Origin of the sequence: Devosia faecipullorum (assembly GCF_015158295.1) — a bacterium.
Classification (GTDB): Bacteria; Pseudomonadota; Alphaproteobacteria; order Rhizobiales; family Devosiaceae; genus Devosia; species Devosia faecipullorum.
The window spans coordinates 636,616-660,133 of sequence record NZ_JACDXV010000002.1 but is presented as its reverse complement, the minus strand read 5'-3'; the positions used below and the strand labels follow the sequence as shown (position 1 = coordinate 660,133).

Sequence of the window (23,518 nt, the reverse complement as noted above, 5' to 3'; positions counted from 1 at the left end):
CTGGACTAGATATGGACGGGCTCGCTCTCGACGGAGCGCGCTGGGGTTGAAGGATGGGAATGTGGCGCAATCGGCCTCGACACCGGAACGAAGAGCCTTGTGTAGCGCACGGTGAGCGCCAGCATGAACAGGGCGATGGCAAGGCCCAGCCACAGCAGGCCAGCTGGCACCATCGTCCAGCTATCGGGTACATCTCGTCGGGCGGGTGCCGCGATGTCCACCTGACCATTGCTGGCAATCGCCAGACGCCGCAGCGGCTGATCGGGAGCGGTCGGACCAAGATGGTAGGGATAGTTCATCGCGAACGTGCGACTGGCAGACACTGTGCCAGCGATGACTTCGAAACGATAATTATCGGCTGTCGGGGGGTGGAATGTGGCGCGATACTGCAGGGCACCGACCCTGCTCAGGGACAGAGGCATCGCAAGTCCATCGGGACCAGAGACGGTCAACACGGGCGTGCCCAGATCTTCCTTGCGCACTGCAATATCGGCGACGATGCCATCGCCGCGACGGACCAGATCGAGCACCACATGGCCGCGCTCGACCCCGGGCAGGAATTGGCGGACCACCTGGGCCCAGAATGGCGCATAGGCATCCATTCTCTGCCAATTGGCCGACCACGGTCCGACCGCCTCGGTGGTGAGCGCCAGAACCTGACCAGCGCCAAAGCGCCATGAGGCCAGGAGCGGCATCGGCTCGCCCTTGCTGTCCGGGACGACCATGGCGAGCGCGGCTTCCGGCTTGGCAGTGGTCAAAACGAACCCATCGATCATCGGCATGGTCGCTGGCAGGCCGCGCAGGAATGGCTCGCTGCGGCTGGCCCAAAGCGGCTGGGTTTGGCCCAACTCGATAGGAGAGCCCGACAGCAGCATAGCCTCCTGCGACAGGATCGAGGGCAAGGCGGCAAAATCGTCGGTCGCGTGGAAGGCGCCGCCGCCCAGCCGGGCGATCTGCTCAATCAGTCCACGCTCGGCGCCCTCGCCGATGGATACCGACGAGACACTGATGCCCGCGCCGCGAATCTGGCTGAGCAGGCTTGGGAAATCAGCCGGCTGGCTGAGCCCGTCGGTCATGACGATGATATGGCGCGCCGGCGTATCGACATCGCGCAGCATATCATAGGCGGCCGCGAGACCCGGATAGACCGAAGTGCCGCCGCCGGGATCGACGCCGGTAAGCGCCGCAGTGACCATATCGGCATTATCGATCCGCGACAGCGGCAGCACGACGGTCGGCTCGGAATCGAAGACAATGATGCCAACCTGGCTGTTGCGATTGAGCAGGCGAATAGCCGCCAGAGTTGCCTGCTTGGCAATATCGAGGCGGGTGCCGTTGCCAACGGGTTGTTGCATGCTGCCGGACCGGTCGAGCACGAAAACCAGGGTGGCCTCGGGCGCATCGCGCGGCACGCGGCTCGACAGGGGAGAAGCGTTTTCCAGCGGCGTCTCGAGATAGCCTCCGGGGCCGAAGCTATTCGGCCCGCCAAGGATCATCAGCCCCAGGCCCTGTTCGGCGACGGCCTGTTCAAGCTGCTCCTGCTGCAGCGTGGTCAAGGCTATGGCCGGAACATCGAGCAGCACGGCGCCGTCAAAGGCTTTCCAGTCATTGGCCCGATAAGGCACGCGCTTTGGCTCGATTGCAGTGGCGGCAATGTCCTGGCTGGCGAGCCAGTCGACAAAGGCATCGCCGCGCGCCGGATCATTGGCAATGACGGCAATTTCGCCAGCGCCGCGTGCATCGATGATCCGCGACAGGCCGTTATTGGCCACGTTGAGGTCGTTGGGGCTGGTGACGGTCAGCTTATAGCTCGCGCTACCCTGCGTCACATCGGTGAGGATCGTTTCCACCCGATTGTCGCCCCGGGTCAGCGCCAGCGATTGCTCGACCAGAATTTCCCCATCGCGCTCGAACCGCAGGTTGGCCTGCATGTCCTGGCTGGCATGTACCACCCCGACCAATTGCACAGTGTCGCCGGCAAAGACCGGCTCGGGCGCTTCAAGGGCGGCCACATTTATGGCGTCGACATTTCCGCTCAGACCCTGCACGTCCACAACGATGTCGCGGCGAGAAAGAACTTCGGCAAGCCCCGCCAGCTCGTCCTCGCCGCTTGCCGTATCGCCAGTCACCACGATATGGCCGGGTCGATCCCAAGGCACAGTCGCTGCCGCCAGCACCAAAGCCTCACCAATGGGCCCCGTACGGTCCGGCGTCGCACCATTGTCGAGATCGGGCGTTGGCCCGGCCATGATTACCGCGTCGCTCCCGCTGTCCACGGTGCCGCCCGAGGCGACAATCTGGACCAGGGTCTCGCCCGCCTGCCGCCACGGCAGGGGCGCATTGACAAAAGCGGCGGCGAGCAGCGCCAATGTCACAATATGCAAGGCAAGCGCCACACGCCGGCGGCGCGCCAGATTGTTGGACTGGCGCAACCCATCCAGCGTAAGGAATCGCTCTGCGCCGCGCCCGGATACCAGGGTCTCGGCGATCAGCATCACCGCAGCCAGCACCAGCAGAAGGGGCCAGAGCGGCAGAGGAAATGCCTGTGGCTCGGCTTCGACCGTTTCACCTTTGGCGACTGGCTCCATCAACGCGGCATTGACCACGACCAGATCGGCCCGACCGTCCCGACGCAATTCGTAAAGACCGGCGCGGGACGGCACCCAATCGGCGGATGTGACCGCAATGGGCGCAAGGGTGTCGCCGCCCAAAAGTGTCAAAGATCCCCCCTCATAGCGCCGGTCCAGGGCACAGGTGGCACCAACAAGGCAAGGCGACCGCAACTGACCCTGCGGCGCGATACCCAGCCAGTCCACAAGGTTGGAGACAAAAATCGGCAGCGATGGCTGTTGCGCCCAACTCGAATTGCGGGGGTCGAAGGCCAGCCGCACATTGCGCCCATGAGGGGACGGTTCGGTCGTGATGAGCGGCTGCTCGCCCGAACGCAGCAGCACTTCGGACGAAGCCGCAACTGGAAGCACGAAACTGCCACCTGTCTCGATCGTCGTCCAACCGACGCCGCGCATCAGCGGCATGGCGGCTTCGGCGGCGGTCGGCGGCAAATGGCTGCCCGGCGCCAGCTCTGGCCCGCCAATGCCGGCATTGCCGATCCACAGCACATTGCCTTCCGGCTGGCGTTCGACGAAAAGGTTGTCGACGACCACCAGCCCGAACTGGCGGAGATCGGCAGGCAGGCGTGGCGCCTGGAAAATCTGCGTACCCTCGATGGCGCGCAAGGCGGTCAGCAACGGCTGATTGCCGGCGCCGATATAGAGGATATCGAGACCACTGGCCGCATCACCGACGACGAAATGAATAACATTATCGTGGACATTGCCGTCGTCGGCCAGTCTGGCGCTGACGATGCCGCCTCCCGGCAGGGTGAGGTTCACCTGGAAACTGCGCTGGATCGCTTCGTCCGAAGGCACGGCCTCCGGATCGCCGATGGTCCGGCGCGTCCATTCCAGCGGCTGCTCGCGGCCATTGCCCGCAAAACCGACGATGACTTCAGTGCTGGCCTGGCCCGGATCGAGACGAACAATCCCCGACAAAGTCCATTTCTGCGGATTGGACTTGTCCTGCGTCAATTGCGCGCTGATCGCGGCATTGGTGGCGTCGGTGGACAGCACGACCGGTTCGATCGCCGTATTTTTGCTCACCAGAGCGGGCGTTACGGCATGGTCGGAGTAAATGACGATCCGGGTCTGCTCGTCCGCGTTCACGAGCGGGGCCAAGGCCAGGTCGAGCTTGCTCCAATCGGCCGGACCATCCTCCGGGCCGATAGACTTGAGGGCATCCGCCATGCCCGGCCCGCCAAGCGGCTGGTTGACAAGGACGGGCAGGCTCGCTGCACCGACGGCAATCAGCGATTGCCGCGCGCTGCCCGTAGCCGCCGCCAGCCTCGCTGTCAGCTCCCCCTTGGCGGCATCGAGCAAAGTCCCACCCGAATTTACGGCCTGCATCGTGCCGGAGCGGTCGACAACGAAAATCCAGTGATCCACCACCGGACCGCGATTCAAGATGGGCTGCGCCAGCGCCAGGACCATGGCGGCCAGAGCAAGCAATTGCAGCAGCAGGGACCAGCTCATGCGCGGCCATTGCCATATGCGGTTGCGCTGCACCTGCCCGGCCTGCAATTGCCGCCAGATGACCAGGCTGGGCACCGTTATGGTGCGCCGCCGCCGGATATGGAAGGCAAGCACCACCAAGGCCAGGGCACCTGAAAGCAAAGCAAGGGGGAACAGGAACTGCATCTATGGTTCCTGACCAGGCATGGGGCGGTTGAAATAGTGCGACACCACCGTGCTCGCTTCGGGGGCAATGGCGTGTCTGGTCACCAATTGCGCTCGCTGCCGGCTCCAGCCGGCTGCGTCGTCGCCGGCAAGCGCACCCGCCTCGCTGAGATCAGCGCTGGTCGGAACATGCATGCGAATGCGGCTGCCTTCGCTCACCTCATCGGCTGAAATCGACATCGCCTGGGTCGGATCGGCCATGGTTTTAAGAAATTCTGTGTCCTCGGCCAGAGACTGCGATCCGCCACCTGCCCGGTTGCTTTCGCCCTTGCCCGATTGCGCCGCCGCGCCCACTGGCAGCGACCCCGCGCTGGCAAATGCCTCATCCTCCATGGGTCGGGCAACGGCATCCCCACCGGCCGGCATATCGTTCTGTAGCTCACCCTCGCGATCGGAAATGGCATTCTTGCCCGGCGGCGCATCGCCATTCGGCTGGGCGGACGCACTGCGAGCCAGGCGATCGTCCGAAAGCGAATACATATCTGCCGAGGAAATCTTCGGACCGGAGCCCCTCATCTCGGCCATGCGCGCACGCTCTTCGGCCGCCTGTTGCCGCGCCTGACTGAACGCCACCGCATTCTGCAATTGACCGGCCGGCTCCTCTCGCCCGCCCATCAGCCAATCCGGCATCTGCTCCCCATAGCCGGTTTCAGCATGATCGAGCAGCGCCTGAAGCTGGGTTTCCAGTTCGGCCTGCGAGGCGCCCTCGCGCGCCGCTTCCGCCAGGGCCTCAAGTGAATTGGATAGCGCCTTGAGGTAATCGCTGTTCCGCCGCTGCGCATCACTGGCCACCAGCTCGGCCAGCACGTCGAGAGCATCCGCGGTAATTTGCGGATTGTCCGGCATTTCGGCGCTTTCAACCGTCTCAACGCCGTCATACGGCAAATCCGTCAGCCGGGAATAGGCGATTGCCGTGCCGCAGGTCGCGAGCATGAGCGCGGCCAGACTCACGCTCAGGGCCTTTGTACCCAAAGGCATGGCCCGCACGACATCGATGCCGGCGGCCGTGCGTCCTGCCTGGGCGAGAAGCGAGCGAATGATGGGACTGTTCGGAGCCCGAGCCGCGGCGCTCGTGGCCGTTGACAATTGCTCGGAAAGTCCGAGAGAAAAATCGAGACGCCGCGCCAGGATATCAGCGCGTGGATGACGGCTGAAGGCGACGACGCACAATGCGCCGATGCAAAGGAGCACAGCGCCGGCAATGAGCCAAGCGGCCCCGGACCAGTTCTGGCCCAGGATGATGATTGCCCCTCCCAGCGCTGCCACACCGATCGCTGTAGTCAGGATCGACAATGGCAGCAATCGCGCCAGTCGCGCGCGGTGTCCGACTTCAGTCAGAACCCTGGATACGTGATGTGAGCCGAAAACCTGTGCTTCAGACATCCCTTGTCCGCCGGCGGAACCGTTTTCCCGGACCGCTTGCCTGCAGCCGCTCATCGGAGCGGCCCCACCGGCGTTGACCGTGTTACTGGCCGATCATTGCGGCGAGTTCGGCGAAGGCGTCCTTCACCTTGGCCGGGCCGCGCGCATCGGTGATGGCGTCCAGGTTTGCCGGCTCGGAGCCGACCACGATCAGCCCAACCATGGCCATCGAGAAGTGCGGGGCGCACTTGTAGCCATAGGCGCCTGGAACGTCGAAGGTCACACTGAATTCTTCGTTTATCTTGCCCTTGAACTGGGTGCCGCCCTCAGGAAACATATCCTTGATGACTTCGGCGTTGTGCCCCTTGTCGGTGGGGATGAACTTGACTGTATCGCCCACTTCGATCTGCAAAAAGGCCGGCTCGAACACCATGGCCTTGCCATCGGTGCCCTTGTTGAGCATGTGCACTTCATATTCGGCAGCCGACAGGGAAAGGGTCGAGGCCAGCGCAATCGACACGGCCATCAGTATGCTACGAAACTTCAAGTCTTTAACTCCAAGATTAGGTGTACAGGCGTCGCTTTACGGCGTCCGTCGGGGGGTACAGATTTCGTGCGCGACCCGGAAATGTCCGGCTGGCCCGCCTCGTTTTTAGCGGACCTTCAGCTAGCATGTTAGGCCCTTGCCTAGACTCTATCAATATGGTGCGCATGGATTTTCAGTTAGCAAAAGGGAGAATACGGCGCCGCGCCGGCCACCACTCCATGCACCGAAGCAAGAAAAGGTGCTCCAGCGAACGAGACTCTTCGAACGAACTATGATTGGGCGCTTTCGATGGTCCGGAAAGAACAGCCCCGCCGCCCCGCACCTTGGGCGAATGTCAGGATTTCCGGGGATTTCTGTAATTGTTAAACTGGTAGCGGAGGAGGGATTTGAACCCCCGACACACGGATTATGATTCCGCCGCTCTAACCAACTGAGCTACTCCGCCCCATAGGGGTGCCAGCCTTTCGGCTGATGCGCGCCTTACTAAGGTTGGCGACCTTACCCTGTCAAGCGTAACTAGTGGGGCAAGTGGAGTTTTCCATCTGCTGGCTGATCTGAGGGCAAAAACCGGGACCGGCTTCTACGTATCGCGCCTTAACCGCTCGGGCCATTGGCGGTAGCGCAATGCTATCCCTATCGGTAACGCCGCCGGCGCTTGGTCAACAGACTGCTGACACCAGAGCAATGCGAAACGCTTGCCACCGGAAAACCGGGCAATCCGAATTCCAGCCCCGATCGTTCAACAATCGACATCAATCCGTTGCGACTGGCTTTCTTTGCAACGTCAGGCGGGGATCATACATTGGTCTCGACACGGCGCATCGGCGCCATATGCGGAGATGGTCAAATGACACTCGAACTTGGCGGCATCCATCACCTGACGGCGGTGACGGCGGATGCGCCGAAAAACCTTCAATTCTACACCAAGACGCTGGGCATGCGCCTCATCAAGAAGACGGTGAACCAGGACGACACTTCGGCCTATCATCTCTTCTATGGCGACGGCGTCGCCTCGCCGGGCGCCGACCTGACCTTTTTCGACTTTCCAACGCTGCGCGAGCAGCGGGGCAATCACAGCGTTGGCCGCACCGGCCTGCGGGTGGATAGCGAGGAAACGCTGAACTGGTGGAAGGAGCATCTGGAGGCCAATGGCGTTTCCACCTCCTCGATCAAGGAACGGCTGGGCCATGTCTCGCTCGATTTCGAGGATTTCGAGGGCCAGCGTTTCAGGATGGTGGTCGATGAGGTCAATAAGGTCATCCCCTGGGCCAGATCGCCGGTGCCGGCGGAGCGGCAGATCATCGGGCTGGGTCCGATCACCCTCTCGGTGCCGACGCTCGAGCCGACCGACGCCATGCTGACAAGAGTGATGAACATGCGCCAGGTGCGCCATTATCCGGCGCGGGAACGCAATGGCGAGGTCTTCGTCTACGAAATGGGTCCGGGCGGACCGGGGGCGGAACTGCATGTCTCGGTCGATCCGAGCCTGCCGCGCGTCCGCCCCGGCGCGGGCGGCGTCCACCATGTCGCTTTCCGCACCCCGGATCAGGACAGCTTGCGAGAATGGATCGAGCGCGCCAATTCCTTCGGCATCCGCTCTTCGGGCGAAGTGGAGCGCTTCTACTTCACCTCGCTCTATTTCCGCGAGCCCAATGGCATCCTGTTCGAGATCGCCACCGACGTTCCCGGCTTTGCCGCCGACGAACCGATGGAGAGCCTGGGCGAACGCCTGTCGCTGCCGCCCTTCCTCGAAGCGCATCGAGCCCAGATCGAAGCGGGCTTGAAGCCTCTGGAATAGAAGATGGGCGCGACCAGGGGGCCTGTCCCCCTGGCCGATGAAAAGGCGAACTGGATGGCCCGGACGATCAGGGCAATGACGAAAGCAGGATGAGGGACGGGTGAATGTCCCCCATCTTGCCCCTATCGCTTCGTCGGCGCATCCGGCTTCAGCATCGCCGCCATGTCCACCAGCCGGATGAATTCGGCGCGATAGCCGCCCTCATCAGGGCCGCGACCGGCGCGGGCCAGCGTCTTGATCTCGTCCCAGCTTATGGACGATCCATAGACGCTCGATTTGAGCTTCTGGCCGAAGGCGGCAATTGCGGCGGCGAATTGGGCGTCCAGACCGGCGTCCTCGATATCGCCATAGACCAGATCCGGCGTTACCGGCATTTCGATCAATTGGCTGACATCGCTGTCGGGCAGTTTGTAGCGCATCTTGAGGAAGGCGATTTCGTCCGAACCGCTCTCGGGCCGCACGCTCTCGCCATAGCGCAGCGGATCGATCCGGCCGCTGCCCACAGGGGTGATTTCGTAAAGCGCGGTGACGCTGGTGCCCGCTCCGACATCGCCGGCATCGACCGCATCATTGTTGAAATCCTCGCGGTTGAGGGCGCGGGTTTCATAGCCGATCAGGCGATATTCGGCGATCATGGCCGGGTTGAACTCGACCTGAACCTTGACGTCGCGGGCAATGGTGTGGAGCGTGCCGCCGATTTCCTCGACCAGCACCTTTTTCGCCTCGGCGAAGCTGGCAATATAGCTGGCATTGCCATCCCCGTTCTGCGCCAGCGCCTGCATGGTCGCGTCATCGAGATTGCCGCGCCCGAAACCGAGAACCGACAGGCCGATGCCGCTCGCCCGCTTGTCGGCGATGAAATGCTTGAGCTGTTCGGGATCATCGATGCCGACATTGAAATCGCCATCGGTGGCCAGGATCACCCGATTGGTGCCATCGGCGATCCGGGCCTCGTCGGCCAGACGATAGGCCAGTTCGATGCCTTCCGCCCCTGCCGTGGAGCCACCGGCATAAAGCTGGTCGAGCGCCGCCATGATGTCGGCCTTGCGGCCCGCATTGGTCGGCGGCAGGGCGATGCCGGCCGAACCGGCATAGGTGACGATGGCAACGCTGTCATTGTCCGAAAGCTGGTCGAGCAACAGGCCGAAAGCGCGCTTGAGCAGCGGCAGCTTGTCCGGCGCATCCATCGAGCCGGACGTGTCGATCAGAAAGACGAGGTTGCTTTTGGTATCGGCGAGGACCGGCTCGAACCCCTTGATGCCGATCTGGAGAATCTGCGTCGCATCGTTCCAGGGCGTGGGATAGACCTGCACCTGCGGCTGGAACGGAATGTCGGCGCTGGCCGGGAGCGGATAGGCATAGGGGAAATAATTGATCAATTCCTCGATGCGCACCGCGTCGCGCGCGGGCAAAACCCCGTCCTCGAGCATGCGGCGGACATAGGCATAGCTGGCCGTATCCACATCGAGCGAAAAGGTGGAAACCGGCTCTTCGGCGACGGCCTTGAGGCGCTGCTCGTCAAAGCTGGAAAAACTGTCCCCGCTCGGCTCGGCATTGGAGAGCGGGGGGACAATGCCCATGCTTTTCGGCATGGCCCCGCCGAAGGGGGCGGCCATGTTCTGGGAATATTCGGCCATGGGCGCACCGGCGCGATTGGCCATGGCCGGCGCGGGCGCGGAAATGGGCACGGGCGCCGGATCCATGCTGACCATCGGCGGCGCCGGCTCGGCCAGCACCGGCGGCGCTTCGTGAGCGACTTCCTGCTCGGCCATGGCGCTCATGCCATCGGGCGCGGTGAGGATATTGTTGTCTTTCTCCTCGGGCTGGGCCATCGGCGCGCGCAAAGCCAGATCGTCCGGCCGCATGGCGGTTGAATAATAGAGCTGCACGCCGAGCGGCAGGACCAGAAGCGCAATGACGGCACTGCCGATGGGAAGACGCATATCCATGATCGAAATCCTTCTAAGGGAAGCGAAGATGGATGTGAGACGATTGCCCCCGGCAATTCCTTGGGTCGGGTTTGAAGATTTTTTGCTCTGCTCCGCCGCCTCGAAGGCAGCGCTTGCCGCGGCAAGCGCCCGGGCGCGGGCCTCGGGGCGCGGCGCTGGCGGGGTGGAATTCAGGCTTTCGAAGGGATCTTTATTCTGGCTCATAGCAGACTTCTCAATGTCTTGCGGGCCTCGTGCACATGGAAGGACACGGTCGCCTCCCTGATGCCCATGATGTCGGCGGCTTCGGCATGGCTGAGCTCTTCGGCATAGACCAGCAGCACCGCGTCGCGCTGTTTCTCCGGCAGGCGTCGCACCGCCGCCCAGAGCTGGCCATGGATGGCCGCCGCCTCCTGCTCCGCCGGATGATCGGCGGGCGTGATCTCGGAATAGGCGTCAAGATGCCGTCCCCGGCGCTGACCCGCCCGCTGCCAGTCGCGCACCGCGTTGAGCGTTATGCGATAGACCCAGGAAGAAAAGGCGCTGCGCCCGTCAAAGCCGGCAATGGCCCGGCCGAGCTTGACGCAGACCTCCTGGGCAATGTCCTCGGCATCGTCACGATTGCCGCACCAGCGCCAGGCACTGCGATAGATGCCCTCGTAATGCGCCTCGATCAACTCGGCAAAAGCCAGCGCGTCGCCATTGCGGGCGCGCACGGCCAGCGCCTCGATGGGCGGCGGCATTTCCGGCTGGGGTGCGGCTCTCGGTCCCATTATCTGTGCATGCACTTCTTGCCTCTCCGGGCTATTCTAGAAGCTAAGACGCCGCGCAAGGGACATTCCTTTGGTCCGGTCCCAAGATTTTTTGCTGTTTTGGAAAGTCCAGTCATGACGGACGAGAACAAGAGCCCTTTCGGGCTCAACCGCACCCGTATCTTCATCCTCGCCATGGGGGGGCTGGTATTGCTCATCACCATCTCGATGATGATGGGCGGGCTGAGCTCCTATAACGCGCTCAAGGAAGCGGCCAACGCCGCCAAGGAGCCGACAGCGGAGCAGTTGAGCGCGGAATAGCGCCAGCTGCATGTTTTGCCATCGAGCCCGGCAATGACGAGAAACCGGAATAGGCGCAGCCGCTGAAACGGCTGCGCCAACAATATAGTCCTAGGCCACCAGCGCCTGCGGCACGGCTTCGGCGATGAAGCCGCCGCCAAGCACTTCGCTGGCTTCGCCGTCATCGGCATAAAAGACGCAGGCCTGCCCCGGCGAAATGCCATATTCGCCCGAAACCAGCGTCACATAGACTTCGCCGTCGCGCATCTGGATCACGGCCGGCTGCGGGCCGCGCGTCGAGCGCACCTTGACCTCGACCGGGGCGCCATTGCCCTTGCTGGCCTCGGCCAGCGGCAGCGCGCCCAGCCAGTTGACGTCGCGCAAGCGCACCGTATGGGTTTTGAGTGCCTCGCGCGGCCCGACAATGACGCGGCCGGTGCGGTGTTCGAGCTTGACCACATAAAGCGGCTCGCCCGCGGCGATGCCCAGGCCCTTGCGCTGGCCGATCGTGTAATGGACGATGCCTTCGTGCTCGCCGAGCACGCGCCCGTCCAGATGCACGATCTCGCCCCTGGACAGCGCCTCGGGATGCATGCGCGCGATGATGTCGGCATATTTGCCCTGCGGCACGAAGCAGATGTCCTGGCTGTCATGCTTGTCGGCGATTTCGAGGCCGAATTCGCGCGCCAGTTCCCGCACTTCTGGCTTGCCCATCCCGCCCAGCGGGAAGCGCAGGAAATCGAGCTGCTCCTGAGTGGTGGCAAAAAGGAAATAGGACTGGTCGCGGTCGTGATCGACCGGGCGGAACAGGTGCCGCCTTTCATCCTCGCCCAGCCGGGTCTGCACGTAATGACCGGTCGCCAGCACGTCGGCGCCAAGCTCGCGGGCGACCTGCATCAGGTCCACGAACTTGACGGATTGATTGCAGGCAATGCAGGGCACCGGCGTCTCGCCCTGCTGATAGGCATTGGCGAAAGGCTCGATCACCGACGCCTTGAAGCGCTCTTCGTAATCGAGCACGTAATGGGGAATGCCCAGCCGGGCGGCGACGCGGCGCGCATCGTGAATGTCCTGCCCGGCGCAGCACGCACCCTTGCGATGCACGGCTTCGCCATGATCGTAAAGCTGGAGCGTCACCCCGATCACCTCATAGCCCTGGCGGGCGAGCAATCCGGCAACGACTGAAGAATCCACGCCCCCGGACATGGCGACGACGACGCGCGTGTCCTCCGGGCGCTTGGCAATATCAAGCGAGTTCAACATTTATCCTGCATCCGGTTGGGTTCAAGGGCCAGCGGAACAATGAACCCGGCTTTTACGCCCCGCGCCCGGTTCTGTCCATTCAGCCCGGCAGCTTTTGCCGTCCGGCGGCAGCTTTGCACCGGCCCCGGCGCGGCTCAGAAGAGCGCTCCGAGCAGCAAAGCGTTGTAATTCAACAATTTTCCCCCAAAACCCAAACTGGCAAGGCAATTGCATTGACCCTGCTGGATCAGTCTGTTTTCGAGGACGCCCATTGTGGCATCACATTTGACCATCATCAGCGGCACTCCGGGCAATGCCAATGCGCGCAATTTCGGCGGCGCGGGCGAAGCGGAAAATTCCGGCATGGCCGGGCTTTTCGCGGCTCTGCTCGGCGGCAAGCCCGCCGATGCCGCGCCCGCCAGGGCCAATGATGCCGGCAAGAGCGAGACCGATCTCACCAGCCTGTTCCAGCTCGGCCTTGAAGCGGCGGCCGACGGCGGCAGCGAGGGCGAAGCCGACAATGCCGAGGCCATAGCCGCGGCGCTCGATCTCAATCTCGGAACCGAGGCGCCGGTCGATCCCGCGCCCATGGTGAATTTCGTCGAGGCGCTGAGCGCGCTCAAGGCCAGTCTCGATCGCGGCGAGCCGCTCGATCCTGACCTGCTGGCCCGGGCCGAGCAGGCGCTGGGCCAATTGGCCGAGGCGCTGGGCCTCGATCTCGAAGCGCTGCCGGTCCCCGATGATTTCGCTGCCCTGCTTGCTGACATGGAGGGTGAGGATGGGGGCCTTGCCGGCGCGCTCAACCAATTGCTCTCGCCCCTCGCCCAGGCGCTGGCGGGGGCCCAGCCGGCCGAAACGCCCGCCGCCATTGCCGGAGCGGAAGCCGCGCAGGACCGGCTCAAGGCCCTTGGCGACAAGCTCGCCGCGCTATTGTCGGCGCTCGAGGATGGCGCGGTTGCCGCTGACAAACTGGCTGCGATCGGCATGAAACAAGGCACGAGCCCCGCCGAGGAAATCGAAGCGGCCCTGGCTCGCTTTGCCGCGCCCCTGGGGGCCGATAGCGACATTCCAGAGGAACCGGCGCTTGCCGCCGCCAGCCTCAAGATTGATGAAAAAGTGCTGACCGGCAGGACCGGCGAAGCCACGGCCAAGCCGGACGGTGAGAGCGAGGCTTCCAATCCGGCCCGCCCGAGCGAGCCGCGCGCCGAAGAGCGCCGGGCGGAAGGCCCGCAGCGCGACAATCGCCCCCCTGCCCCCGCCCCGGCGGCGCAGGAGCCGGCCGGCACCAATGCCAATGCGGCGACGGCGCCGCAGGATCAGGCCACGATCCGCATCGAGGCCATCGGCGCGCGGGCCGCAGTGCAATCGGGCTACCAGACCAGCCAGCAGCAACTCAACCTGCCGCAATTGGCGTTCGAAATGGCCCGGCAGGTGCAGGACGGCAATACCCGCTTCCAGATCCGGCTCGATCCGCCCGAACTGGGCAGGATCGACGTGCGGCTCGACATCGACAAGGCCGGACAGGTCCATGCCCGGCTGACGGTGGAAAAATCGGAAACACTGGACCTGATGCAGCGCGACCAGCGCGCCCTCGAACGCGCCCTGCAACAGGCCGGGCTCGACAGCGGCAAGACCAATCTCGAATTCTCCCTCAAGCAGAACCCCTTTGCCGGACAGGGCGACAGGCATGATCGCGGCGGGGAAGCCTCTCTCCTGGGCAATGATCCGGCCGGCGGCGACGCCGAGGAGGCCCCGCCCACGGTCAATCTCTATCGCGGCTCCCTTCAGGCCAGCGGCGTCAACATCATCGCGTAAGGATAGGCAAGATGTCGGTTTCAGGCATTTCCGGTACTTCGGACAAGAGCTCGCTGTCGCGCCAGACCATTGCGCAGAATTTCGACACCTTCCTGTCGATCCTGACCACACAGCTCAAGAACCAGAACCCGCTCGATCCGCTGGACACCAACCAGTTCACCCAGCAATTGGTGCAGTTCACCGGCGTCGAGCAGCAATTGAAGACCAATGATTTCCTCGAGGCGCTGCTGCTCAATACCCAGAGCACCGCCCGCTCCGACGCGGTCTCCTATATCGGCAAGGAAGTCTCGGCCTCGGGCAAGACCGCCGAACTCAAGGATGGCGGCGCCTATTGGACCTATAACGCCGCCGCCAATGTGGCCAATGCCACCGTCACCATCAAGAATGCGGCGGGCAGCGTGGTCTATGTCGAGCAGGGCTCGCTCAATGCCGGCGCCGGCGCCTTCCTCTGGGACGGCAAGGGCTCGGACAACAGCCAGCAGCCCGACGGCATCTATACGATCGAAATCAAGGGCACCAATCTCAACGGCAATACCGTGGCCATCTCCACCCAATCGGTGGGGATCGTCACTGCCGTCGATTTCTCCGGCGCCGAGCCGATGCTGACCGTGGGCAAGAACAAGATCGCCCTCAAGGATGTCAGCAATGTGCGGCTGGTGACCGAGACCGCGCCGCCCACCACCACCCCGCCGCCGGTTGATAATGGCGATGACGGCGGCAATGCCGAAGACGGTGAGGACGACAGCCAGGCCGCATAACGCCACCGCGTCCTTTGCCAGGCCGGCCATCGGCAATGGCCGGCTTTTCGGCATGACGGCAATGCCTTGAAACGCCTGCGCTTTCTTAACCTGTTGTAAGTTTCCCCTTAGGGGTATTTTAAGGCCGCTCCTCTATTCTGCCTTTATATGGTCAGGTTTGAGTAGAGAGTAAAATGACCGTACAGATGCGTCCGCGCGTAAAGTACGTAATCGGTCCGGATGGTAGTCCGCTGACGATAGCAGATCTTCCGCCCGCCAATACGAGACGGTGGGTGATCCGCCGCAAGGCCGAAGTCGTTGCCGCCGTGCGCGGTGGCCTGCTCAGCCTTGAAGAAGCCTGTGAGCGCTATACGCTCAGTGTTGATGAATTCCTCAACTGGCAGGCGGCGATCGACAAGCATGGTCTGGCTGGTCTTCGGACCACCTGGATCCAGCACTACCGGGAGGGCTGATCCGCCACGGATCAGGCCCTGAGCCCCGCAAGGGGCTGACCGAGAAATCGGCTTACACAATCAGGCCCGCCGGAGCAATCCGGCGGGCCTTTTCGCCGCGTCAATTGTATTCGGCCGCCATCCAGCGCGAGCCGGGACCGTCCGCCTTGAGACGGCGGCAATAGTCCTCCACCGCCGGCAGCTTCACCTTCTCGAACGGCGTCTGGAACCAGCGGTGGCACGACAAGCCCAGCGCAATATCGGCGATGGAAAATTGCCCGCCGACGATAAAGGGCCCGCCTCGGGCCAATTCGGCCTCCAGAATTTGCATCCGCGCCGTCCAGCGCTGGATCGAATTGTCGATCTGCTTTTGATCGTCATGGCCCGGCAATTTCCTGACCAGGGCAAATATCGCGTACATCCAGACCGGATTGAGGTCGGAGACCTGCCAGCCGAGCCATTGCAGCGCCCGCGCCCGCTCCCGCGGGTCGGATGGCAGGATCTGGCCACCGCCCGCCTTGTCGGCGAGATAGATCAGGATCGCATTACTTTCCCAGAGCGCGAAATCGCCATCGACCAGCACCGGCACCTGACCATTGGGATTGAGCGCCAGAAATTCGGGCACTTTGGGATCGCGCAGCGGCATACCCCAGTCTTCCTGCTCATAAGGCTGGTCGATCGCCTCCAGCGCCCAGACTACTTTTCGCACATTGATCGAGGTCAGCCGCCCCAGAACCCGCATCATCGGAATCACCTGATGTTAACTACGCCCGGCATTTCTTGCCCGATTTCGCATTTCGGAACAGCCGGTTAATAACTTGTTTACCATCCGCTAGGTAATTTTTGCCCATCGGTCTGGGGGCTCCACGACCGCAATGAGTCGCCTGAGCATCCGCCCTGTCCGGCAGCTGCGAAGGTTGGAATCCAGAGTGGTGGCGTGGAAAGTCTGACCAACCTCATGAACCGGATCGGCATGGCGCGGCTTGCCGCCATGGCCACGGTGGCCGTGCTGATGCTGGGTTTCTTCGGCTTTCTCATCATGCGGGCGCAGACCCCGCAGATGGCGCCGCTCTATTCGGGGCTCAGCCTCGAAGATTCCTCGGCCATCATCACCGAATTGCAGACGCTCAACATCCCCTATGACCTGCGCGGGGAAGGCGACACCATCCTCATTCCGCGCGATCAGATCACCACCACCCGCATGAACCTGGCCGGCCAGGGCCTGCCCCAGCGCGGTCAGGTGGGCTACGAGATTTTCGACCAGCAATCGACGCTGGGCGCCACCAGCTTCGTGCAGAATATCAACAATGTCCGCGCCCTCGAGGGCGAATTGGCGCGCACCATCGCCTCGCTCAACCGCATCAAGGGCGCGCGCGTGCATCTGGTCCTGCCGGAGCGCGAATTGTTCCGCCGCGAGCGCAAGGAGCCTTCGGCCTCCATCGTCTTGTCGGTGCGCGGCGCGCTCTCGGGCGGCGAAATCCGCGCGGTCCAGCATCTGGTCGCTTCCGCCATCGAGGGCCTGACGCCCGCCCGCGTCTCCATTGTCGATGATCAGGGCAATCTTTTGGCCTCGGGCTCCGGCGAAGACCAGGCCGGCCTCATGTCCGCCCAGAGCGATGAGCGACGGCTCGGCATCGAAAACCGCATGCGCACCCGCATCGAGGACATGCTGGCCAATGTGGTGGGCGCCGGACGCGCCCGCGTCGAAGTTGCCGCCGAGCTGGACCTCAACCGCTCGACCACAACCCAGGAATTGTTCGACCCCGAAAGCCAGGTGGTGCGCTCCACCCAGACGCGCGAGAGCGAAAACCTCTCCGGAGTCAATAATGGCCAGGTGACGGTCGCCAATGAATTGCCCGGCGCCAGCCAGGCCGCAGGGCAAGGTCTCACCGACCAGGGCACGTCCGCCGAGGAAATCATCAATTACGAGATTTCCAAGACCACTCAGACCGCCGTGGTCGAAGCCGGTTCGATCAAGCGCCTCTCGGTCGCCGTGGTGATCGACGGCACCTATGCCGATGACGGCGCCGGCAACCAGATCTATACCCCGCGCAGCGCCGACGAGATCAGCCAGCTTCTGACCCTCGTACGTTCGGCCGCCGGCTATTCGGCTGAACGCGGCGACACGGTGGACGTGATCAACATGCAATTCGCCGAACGGGCCGACCTGCTCACGCCGGGCACCGACCAGAATGGCGGCATGCTCGATTTCACCCGCGACGACCTGATGAACGGCGCCGAAATGGCCGTGACCCTGCTGATCGCGCTGGCCCTGGTCTTCTTCGTCATGCGCCCGCTGCTCAAGAAGGTGCTGACCCCCGAGACCGAACCGCTGGCCCTGCCGACCGCTGCCGAACTGGGTCAGAACGGCACGCTGCTGGCCGATGGCAGCGTCGCGCCCGGTCCGGAGGAAGAGACGGCTCTGCCCAGGGACAAGACCCCCGCCTGGGTCGCCAATGCAAAATCCATGGGCGAAACCCAGCTCCAGACCCTCAAGACGGTCGGCACGCTGGTCGAAGAAAACCCCAAGCAGGCCGCGCTCATCGTGCGCGACTGGCTTGGTAGCGCAGCGTAATCCTCATGGCCCTGGTCTCTCAATCCGCATCCGCCGAAGATCTCGAAAAGCCTGCTTCCGCCGGCTCGCAATTGCAGGTGGGCGGCGAACAGCGCCTGCTCAAGGGCGACGAAAAGGCCGCCGCCCTCCTGCTGGCGCTCGGCCCCGATTACGGCAAGCCGATCTTCGACGAACTGGACGAGCTGGAAATCCGCCAGCTGTCGCGCGCCATGGCGCGTCTGGGTCCGATCACCCAGGAAATGCTCGACGACCTGATGATCGAATTCGTCACCACCATTTCCTCCAACGGCTCGCTCTCGGGCAATACCGACAGCACCGAGCGGCTGCTTCTCAGCTTTTTGCCGCAGGATCGGGTGGACGCCATCATGGAGGAGATCCGCGGGCCCGCCGGGCGCAATATGTGGGAAAAACTCTCCAATGTGCAGGCCGACGTGCTGGCCGCCTATCTCAAGAACGAATATCCCCAGACCATCGCCGTGGTGCTTTCCAAGATTCACACTGCGCATGCTTCCCAGGTTCTGGCCGTCCTGCCCGAGGAACTGGCCATGGACGTCGTGCAGCGCATGCTGGGGCTCGATCCGGTGCAGAAGGAAATTCTCGAAAAGATCGAGATGACGCTGCGGACCGAATTCATGTCGACGCTCAACCACACCAAGCGTCGCGACAGCCACGAGCAGATGGCCGAAATCTTCAATGCCTTCGATCGCCAGACCGAAGCCCGCTTCATCACCAATCTCGAGGAGGTCAACCGCGACGACGCCGAGCGCATCAAGCAGCTCATGTTCACCTTCGAGGATCTGGCCCGCCTCGACATGGCCGCCATCCAGACCCTGCTGGCCAGGCTCGACAAGCGCGAACTGGCCCTGGCGCTCAAGGGCGCCAATGACAGCGTCAAGGAAAGCTTCTTCAAGAACATGTCGGGCCGCGCCGCCAAGCTCCTGCAGGACGACATGAACGATATGGGACCGGTGCGTCTCAAGGATGTGGACGAGGCCCAGACCCGCATGGTGGGCATTGCCAAGGATCTCGCGGCCAAGGGCGAGATCGTCATCCTCAAGACCAATTCCGACGATCAGATGGTTGCGTGACGCCATGACCCAGCTCGCACGCTTCACCTTCGATCTGAACCTGGAAACCCGGCCCATGAGCGCCGCGCCGGCCAATGACGCTCCGCCGCCACCGCCCCCCGTGCCCACCATTCCCGAAGATGTGGTGGCCCAGCTCGTCGCCTCGGCCCGCGAGGACGGCTATGCCGAGGGCGTCGCCGCCGGCGAACGCAATGCCGGCGCCATGGCGGCCCAGACCCTCGCCGCCGCCTCGGGCACGCTGGCCACCCAGAGCGCGTCCATGGCCGAGGCGCTCGACCGCGCCATTGCCGATCACCGCCGCGAAGCGGTGGAGCTGGCGCTGGGCATCGGCCGCAAACTGGCCCTGCATCTGCTGGCCCGCTATCCCGAGGTCGAACTCGAGGCCCTGGTGGCCGAATGCCTCGCAAGTCTCGGTGGCGTGCCGCATCTGGTGATCCGCTGCCATCCCGAACTGGCCGACAGCATCCGCGACAACGCCACCGCCCAGATGGCCCATTCCGGCTTTTCCGGCCGGCTCGTCGTCATGGGCGAGCCCGATATCAGGCTCGGCGACGGACGGCTCGAATGGGTCGATGGCGGCGTGGTGCGCGACATCGCCGAAACCGCCCGCGAAATCGACCGGCAGATCGCGTCCTATCTCGCGGCCCATGGCCGCAACGAGCAAGAGGAGAACGGGCATTGACCGATCCCGAAGACGATATCACCACCGCCGAAGGCATCACCTTCGACACGATGGAGCCCAATCAGCGCGATGAGCCCAACGAATTCCACATCGAGCGCAATGCCGCCGATCTGGAAGCCGTGTTCGACGTTCCGGTGCGCGTCTCGGTGGTTCTGGGCCGGACCAAGATGCCGGTTTCCTCCCTGCTTCGGCTCGATACCGGCACGGTGATCGAACTCGACCGGCAGGTCGGGGAAGCCGTCGAAATCTTTATCAATGACCGTCTGGTCGCCCGCGGGGAAATCGTGCTGGTCGAAAACCGGCTCGGCGTCACCATGACTGAAATCATCAAGCCCCAGTAAGGGAGCAAAATCATGCGCCTGCTCATCATCGGAGCCCTGGAAGGCCAGCTTTCGACCGCGACCAAGATGGCCATGGATGGCGGGGCCAAGGTCGCCCATGCCCCCTCCGTCGAGATCGGGCTGGCCGCCCTGCGCGCCGGCAAGGGCGCCGACCTGCTGCTGGTCGATGTGATGATGGACATTACCGGGCTGATTGCCGGGCTCGAAGCCGAGCGCATCGCCATTCCGGTGGTCGCCTGCGGCGTCGAGACCAATGCCGCCGCCGCCGTCAACGCCATCCGCGCCGGCGCCAAGGAATATATCCCCCTGCCCCCCGATGCCGAGCTGATCGCCGCCGTCATCGCCGCCGTGGCGCGGGAAAGCTCGGACTTTCTCTATCGCGATCCGGTCATGGAGCGCGTGGTGCGCATGGCCGAGCAGATCGCCCCCTCCGAAGCCTCCATTCTCATCACCGGCGAAAGCGGCACCGGCAAGGAAGTCGTGGCCAAATATGTCCATGCCCGCTCCAAGCGCGCCAACAGGCCCTTCATCTCCGTCAACTGCGCCGCCATCCCCGAAGCGTTGCTGGAATCGGAGCTGTTCGGCCACGAAAAGGGAGCGTTTACCGGCGCCATTGCCCGCCGGATCGGCAAGTTCGAGGAAGCCTCGGGCGGCACGCTCCTGCTCGATGAAATCTCGGAAATGGACGTGCGGTTGCAGGCCAAGCTGCTGCGCGCCATCCAGGAGCGCGTCATCGACCGCGTCGGCGGCACCAAGCCGGTGCCGGTGGATATCCGCATTCTCGCCACCTCCAACCGCAATCTTGCGGAGGCCGTGCGCGAAGGCAGTTTCCGCGAAGACCTGCTGTTCCGGCTCAATGTCGTCAATCTCAAGCTCCCGGCCCTGCGCGACCGGCCCGGCGACATCATCGCGCTGTCCGAGCATTTCGTGGCCAAATATGCCAAGGCCAATGGCATTCCGCCCCGGGCGCTCTCCCCCGCCGCCCGCGATGCGCTGGTAAAGGCACCCTGGCCGGGCAATGTGCGCGAACTGGAAAATACTCTCCATCGCGCCGTGCTCCTGTCCTCGGGCGACACGATCGAGCCCGAGGCCATCGTCCTGCCCGATGGCATGGGCCTCAGCGAAGCGGCCCGCGCCACCTCGCCCGCCGCCATGGCCGCCCAGACCGCCGAGGCCATGAACCGGGCGCTGGTCGGGCGCACCGTGGCCGATGTCGAGCGCGACCTCATCCTCGATACGCTCGACCATACATTCGGCAACCGCACCCACGCCGCCAATATCCTGGGCATTTCCATCCGCACACTGCGCAACAAGCTCAACCAATATGCCGATGAGGGCGTGCACGTGCCCGAGCCCGGCGAGAAGCGGGGCGCGGCGTGAACGCAATATCTGCAACACCCACAAAGTCAGTCCGGCGCAGGCCGGAATGACATCGGAATTGTTGAACTAGCATGACCGACATCCCATCCAGTTCCCGCCCCGGCTTCAAACTGCCTTCGGTGAGCAGCATCATCGACATGCTGCGCTCGGGCGACATCGCGCTCGCCGCGGGCGTGATGGGGCTGATCGTCATCCTGATCGTGCCCATGCCGCCGCTCCTGGTGGACATGCTGCTGGCGATCTCGATCGTCTTTTCGGTCATGATCCTGATGACCGCCCTGTTCATCCAGAAGCCGCTGGAATTCTCCGCCTTTCCCACGGTGCTGCTCATCGCCACCATGCTGCGGCTGGGCCTGAGCCTGGCCACGACGCGCCTGATCCTGGCCGAGGGCCATAACGGCACCGCCGCCGCCGGCCACGTCATCGAAGCCTTCGGCAATTTCGTGACGCGCGGCAATTTCGTCATCGGGACGGTGATTTTCCTCATCCTGATGATCGTGAACTTCATCGTCATCACCAAGGGTTCGGGCCGTATCGCCGAAGTCGCCGCCCGTTTCAGCCTCGACGCCATGCCCGGCAAGCAGATGGCCATCGACGCCGATCTCTCCGCCGGCCTCATCGACGAGGATACGGCCAAAAAGCGCCGCGCCGAGCTCGAAGGGGAAAGCGCCTTTTTCGGCAATATGGACGGCGCCTCCAAATTCGTGCGCGGCGACGCCATTGCCGGCCTCATCATCACCTTCATCAATATCGCCGCCGGCATGCTGATCGGCATCCTCCAGGAAGGGCTCAGCTTTCAGGAAGCCGGCAGCGTCTATACGCTTTTGACCATCGGCGACGGCCTCACCAGCCAGATCCCGGCGCTGATCGTTTCCACCGCCGCCGGTATCCTCGTGTCCAAGTCAGGCGTGACCGGCGCCGCCGACAAGGCGCTGACCAAGCAGTTTGCCGGCTATCCGCGCGCGCTGGGCATGTCCTCCGCCGTCATGGTCGCCCTCGCCCTTTTGCCCGGCATGCCGATCGTGCCCTTCATGTCCCTGGCCGCAGGCGTGGGCTATGCTGCCTTCCGCGCCGGCAAGGCCAAGGAGGTCCGCGACCAGCAGGAAGCAGCCGAGACCCTGGCCAAGGCCACCATGGGGTCACCCGGCGCTCCCGGTGCCCCGGCCAACAACCAGCCCGCCGAGCCGCCGATCACCGATGCCCTCAAGATCGACGACCTCAAGCTCGAACTCGGCTATGGCCTGCTGACGCTGGTCAAGGAAGACGAAAGCGGCACCGACCGGCTTACCGAACAGATCAAGGCCCTGCGCCGCCAGCTGGCGCTGGAGCTGGGCTTCGTCATGCCCCCGGTGCGCATCCTGGACAATATGCAATTGGAGCCCAACGACTATAAGGTCCGCATCAAGGAAGTCGAAGCGGGAGCCGGGCAGATCTATGCCAACCAGCTCATGGTCATGGATCCCTATGGCAACCGGATCGACCTGCCGGGCACCCATACGACCGAGCCAACTTTCGGGCTGCCCGCCACCTGGATCGAGCCCGCCCTGCGCGACGAGGCCGAATTGCGCGGCCTTTCGATCATCGATCCCTCGACGGTCATTTCCACCCACCTCACCGAAATCCTCAAGGCCAATGTCGCGGACCTGTTGAGCTATGCCAATGTGCAATCCCTGCTCGACGGCCTGCCCAAGGACCAGCAGAAGCTGGTGGAAGACATCGTGCCCGGCCTCATCACCGTTTCGGGGTTGCAGCGTGTGTTGCAATCGCTGCTCACCGAGCGCATCTCGATCCGCGACCTGTCATCCATTCTCGAGGCCGTGGCCGAGATCGCCGGCAATGGCCGCTCGGTGCAAACCATTACCGAACATGTGCGCTCGCGCCTGTCGCGCCAGCTTTGTGCCGCCAATCTCGGCCCGGATGGCAATCTGCCCCTGCTCACGCTTTCCCCGCAATGGGAGCGCGACTTCGCCGAAGCCATGGCCGGAATCGGCGAGGAACGGCACCTGGCCATGGCCCCCAGCAAATTGCAGCAATTCATCGGTGCGGTGCAGAACGCCTATGAAAAGGCGGCCCAGCAGGGCGAAATTCCGGTGCTCATCACCTCCCCCTCCATCCGGCCGCATGTCCGCTCCATCATCGAGCGCTTCCGCCCGCAGACGGTGATCCTCAGCCAGAACGAGGTGCATCCCCGCATCCGCCTCAAGACCGTCGGCAGTGTATAAAACGG

Annotated in this window: 18 protein-coding genes and 1 tRNA gene; 11 read left to right on the top strand and 8 right to left on the bottom strand. The window is 63.6% G+C overall.

Annotated features, from left to right (window positions below):
* Positions 1-5 precede the first annotated feature (5 nt).
* The 4 genes from H0482_RS08845 to H0482_RS08830 form a co-directional block, all read right to left on the bottom strand.
* On the bottom strand, positions 6-4,253 hold the full coding sequence (locus H0482_RS08845) for a vWA domain-containing protein (RefSeq protein WP_193729650.1): 4,248 nt from the start codon (positions 4,251-4,253) through the stop codon (positions 6-8).
* Entirely contained in the window at positions 4,254-5,675 is a 1,422-nt protein-coding gene (locus H0482_RS08840) for a hypothetical protein (protein WP_193729649.1), read from the bottom strand.
* Between the two features lie 82 nt (positions 5,676-5,757).
* On the bottom strand, positions 5,758-6,201 hold the full coding sequence (locus H0482_RS08835; RefSeq protein ID WP_330998240.1) for a pseudoazurin: 444 nt from the start codon (positions 6,199-6,201) through the stop codon (positions 5,758-5,760).
* Positions 6,202-6,569: 368 nt separating this feature from the next.
* A tRNA-Met gene (locus H0482_RS08830) sits at positions 6,570-6,646 on the bottom strand.
* A 402-nt stretch (positions 6,647-7,048) separates the two neighbouring features.
* Here H0482_RS08830 and H0482_RS08825 point away from each other — a divergent pair.
* Positions 7,049-7,999, top strand: coding sequence for a ring-cleaving dioxygenase (locus H0482_RS08825; RefSeq protein ID WP_193729648.1), 951 nt, complete (start codon positions 7,049-7,051; stop codon positions 7,997-7,999).
* 122 nt (positions 8,000-8,121) lie between these two features.
* On the opposite strand, the gene H0482_RS08820 is transcribed toward H0482_RS08825, so the two are convergent.
* Both H0482_RS08820 and H0482_RS08815 read right to left on the bottom strand, forming a co-directional pair.
* Positions 8,122-9,948: a vWA domain-containing protein gene (locus H0482_RS08820; protein ID WP_330998239.1), complete on the bottom strand. Its 1,827-nt coding sequence runs from the start codon at positions 9,946-9,948 to the stop codon at positions 8,122-8,124.
* A 200-nt stretch (positions 9,949-10,148) separates the two neighbouring features.
* The gene (locus H0482_RS08815) at positions 10,149-10,670 is read right to left on the bottom strand and encodes an RNA polymerase sigma factor (RefSeq protein WP_193729778.1); all 522 of its coding nucleotides are present in this window, start codon (positions 10,668-10,670) and stop codon (positions 10,149-10,151) included.
* A 144-nt stretch (positions 10,671-10,814) separates the two neighbouring features.
* Here H0482_RS08815 and H0482_RS08810 point away from each other — a divergent pair, with 144 nt between their 5' ends.
* Positions 10,815-11,000 (top strand): hypothetical protein, encoded by a 186-nt coding sequence (locus H0482_RS08810; protein ID WP_193729646.1) that lies wholly within the window; start codon positions 10,815-10,817, stop codon positions 10,998-11,000.
* Between the two features lie 90 nt (positions 11,001-11,090).
* Here H0482_RS08810 and mnmA read toward each other — a convergent pair whose 3' ends face one another.
* On the bottom strand, positions 11,091-12,242 hold the full coding sequence (gene mnmA / locus H0482_RS08805) for a tRNA 2-thiouridine(34) synthase MnmA (RefSeq protein ID WP_193729645.1): 1,152 nt from the start codon (positions 12,240-12,242) through the stop codon (positions 11,091-11,093).
* 252 nt (positions 12,243-12,494) lie between these two features.
* Here mnmA and H0482_RS16900 point away from each other — a divergent pair, with 252 nt between their 5' ends.
* The 3 genes from H0482_RS16900 to sciP all read left to right on the top strand — a co-directional run bounded on the left by H0482_RS16900 (position 12,495) and on the right by sciP (position 15,246).
* Positions 12,495-14,036 carry a flagellar hook-length control protein FliK gene (locus H0482_RS16900; protein WP_193729644.1) on the top strand — a complete coding sequence of 514 codons (1,542 nt, stop codon included), beginning with the start codon at positions 12,495-12,497 and terminating at the stop codon, positions 14,034-14,036.
* 11 nt (positions 14,037-14,047) lie between these two features.
* Positions 14,048-14,794, top strand: coding sequence for a flagellar hook assembly protein FlgD (locus H0482_RS08795; protein ID WP_193729643.1), 747 nt, complete (start codon positions 14,048-14,050; stop codon positions 14,792-14,794).
* Positions 14,795-14,967: 173 nt separating this feature from the next.
* Entirely contained in the window at positions 14,968-15,246 is a 279-nt protein-coding gene (gene sciP, locus H0482_RS08790) for a CtrA inhibitor SciP (protein WP_035085775.1), read from the top strand.
* 100 nt (positions 15,247-15,346) lie between these two features.
* Here sciP and H0482_RS08785 read toward each other — a convergent pair whose 3' ends face one another.
* Positions 15,347-15,970, bottom strand: a complete 624-nt coding sequence (locus H0482_RS08785; protein WP_193729642.1) for a glutathione S-transferase family protein — start codon at positions 15,968-15,970, stop codon at positions 15,347-15,349.
* A 192-nt stretch (positions 15,971-16,162) separates the two neighbouring features.
* On the opposite strand from H0482_RS08785, the gene fliF reads away from it, so the two are divergent.
* The 6 genes from fliF (at position 16,163) to flhA (ending at position 23,513) form a co-directional block, all read left to right on the top strand.
* Positions 16,163-17,800, top strand: coding sequence for a flagellar basal-body MS-ring/collar protein FliF (gene fliF / locus H0482_RS08780; RefSeq protein ID WP_193729641.1), 1,638 nt, complete (start codon positions 16,163-16,165; stop codon positions 17,798-17,800).
* A 5-nt stretch (positions 17,801-17,805) separates the two neighbouring features.
* Entirely contained in the window at positions 17,806-18,888 is a 1,083-nt protein-coding gene (gene fliG, locus H0482_RS08775; protein WP_193729640.1) for a flagellar motor switch protein FliG, read from the top strand.
* 4 nt (positions 18,889-18,892) lie between these two features.
* Positions 18,893-19,570 (top strand): FliH/SctL family protein, encoded by a 678-nt coding sequence (locus H0482_RS08770; protein WP_193729639.1) that lies wholly within the window; start codon positions 18,893-18,895, stop codon positions 19,568-19,570.
* A 50-nt stretch (positions 19,571-19,620) separates the two neighbouring features.
* Complete coding sequence (gene fliN / locus H0482_RS08765) at positions 19,621-19,911, top strand: flagellar motor switch protein FliN (RefSeq protein ID WP_193729777.1); 291 nt, start codon at positions 19,621-19,623, stop codon at positions 19,909-19,911.
* A 12-nt stretch (positions 19,912-19,923) separates the two neighbouring features.
* On the top strand, positions 19,924-21,291 hold the full coding sequence (gene flbD, locus H0482_RS08760; RefSeq protein ID WP_193729638.1) for a sigma-54-dependent transcriptional regulator FlbD: 1,368 nt from the start codon (positions 19,924-19,926) through the stop codon (positions 21,289-21,291).
* A gap of 71 nt (positions 21,292-21,362) precedes the next feature.
* Entirely contained in the window at positions 21,363-23,513 is a 2,151-nt protein-coding gene (gene flhA / locus H0482_RS08755) for a flagellar biosynthesis protein FlhA (protein ID WP_193729637.1), read from the top strand.
* Positions 23,514-23,518 lie beyond the last annotated feature (5 nt).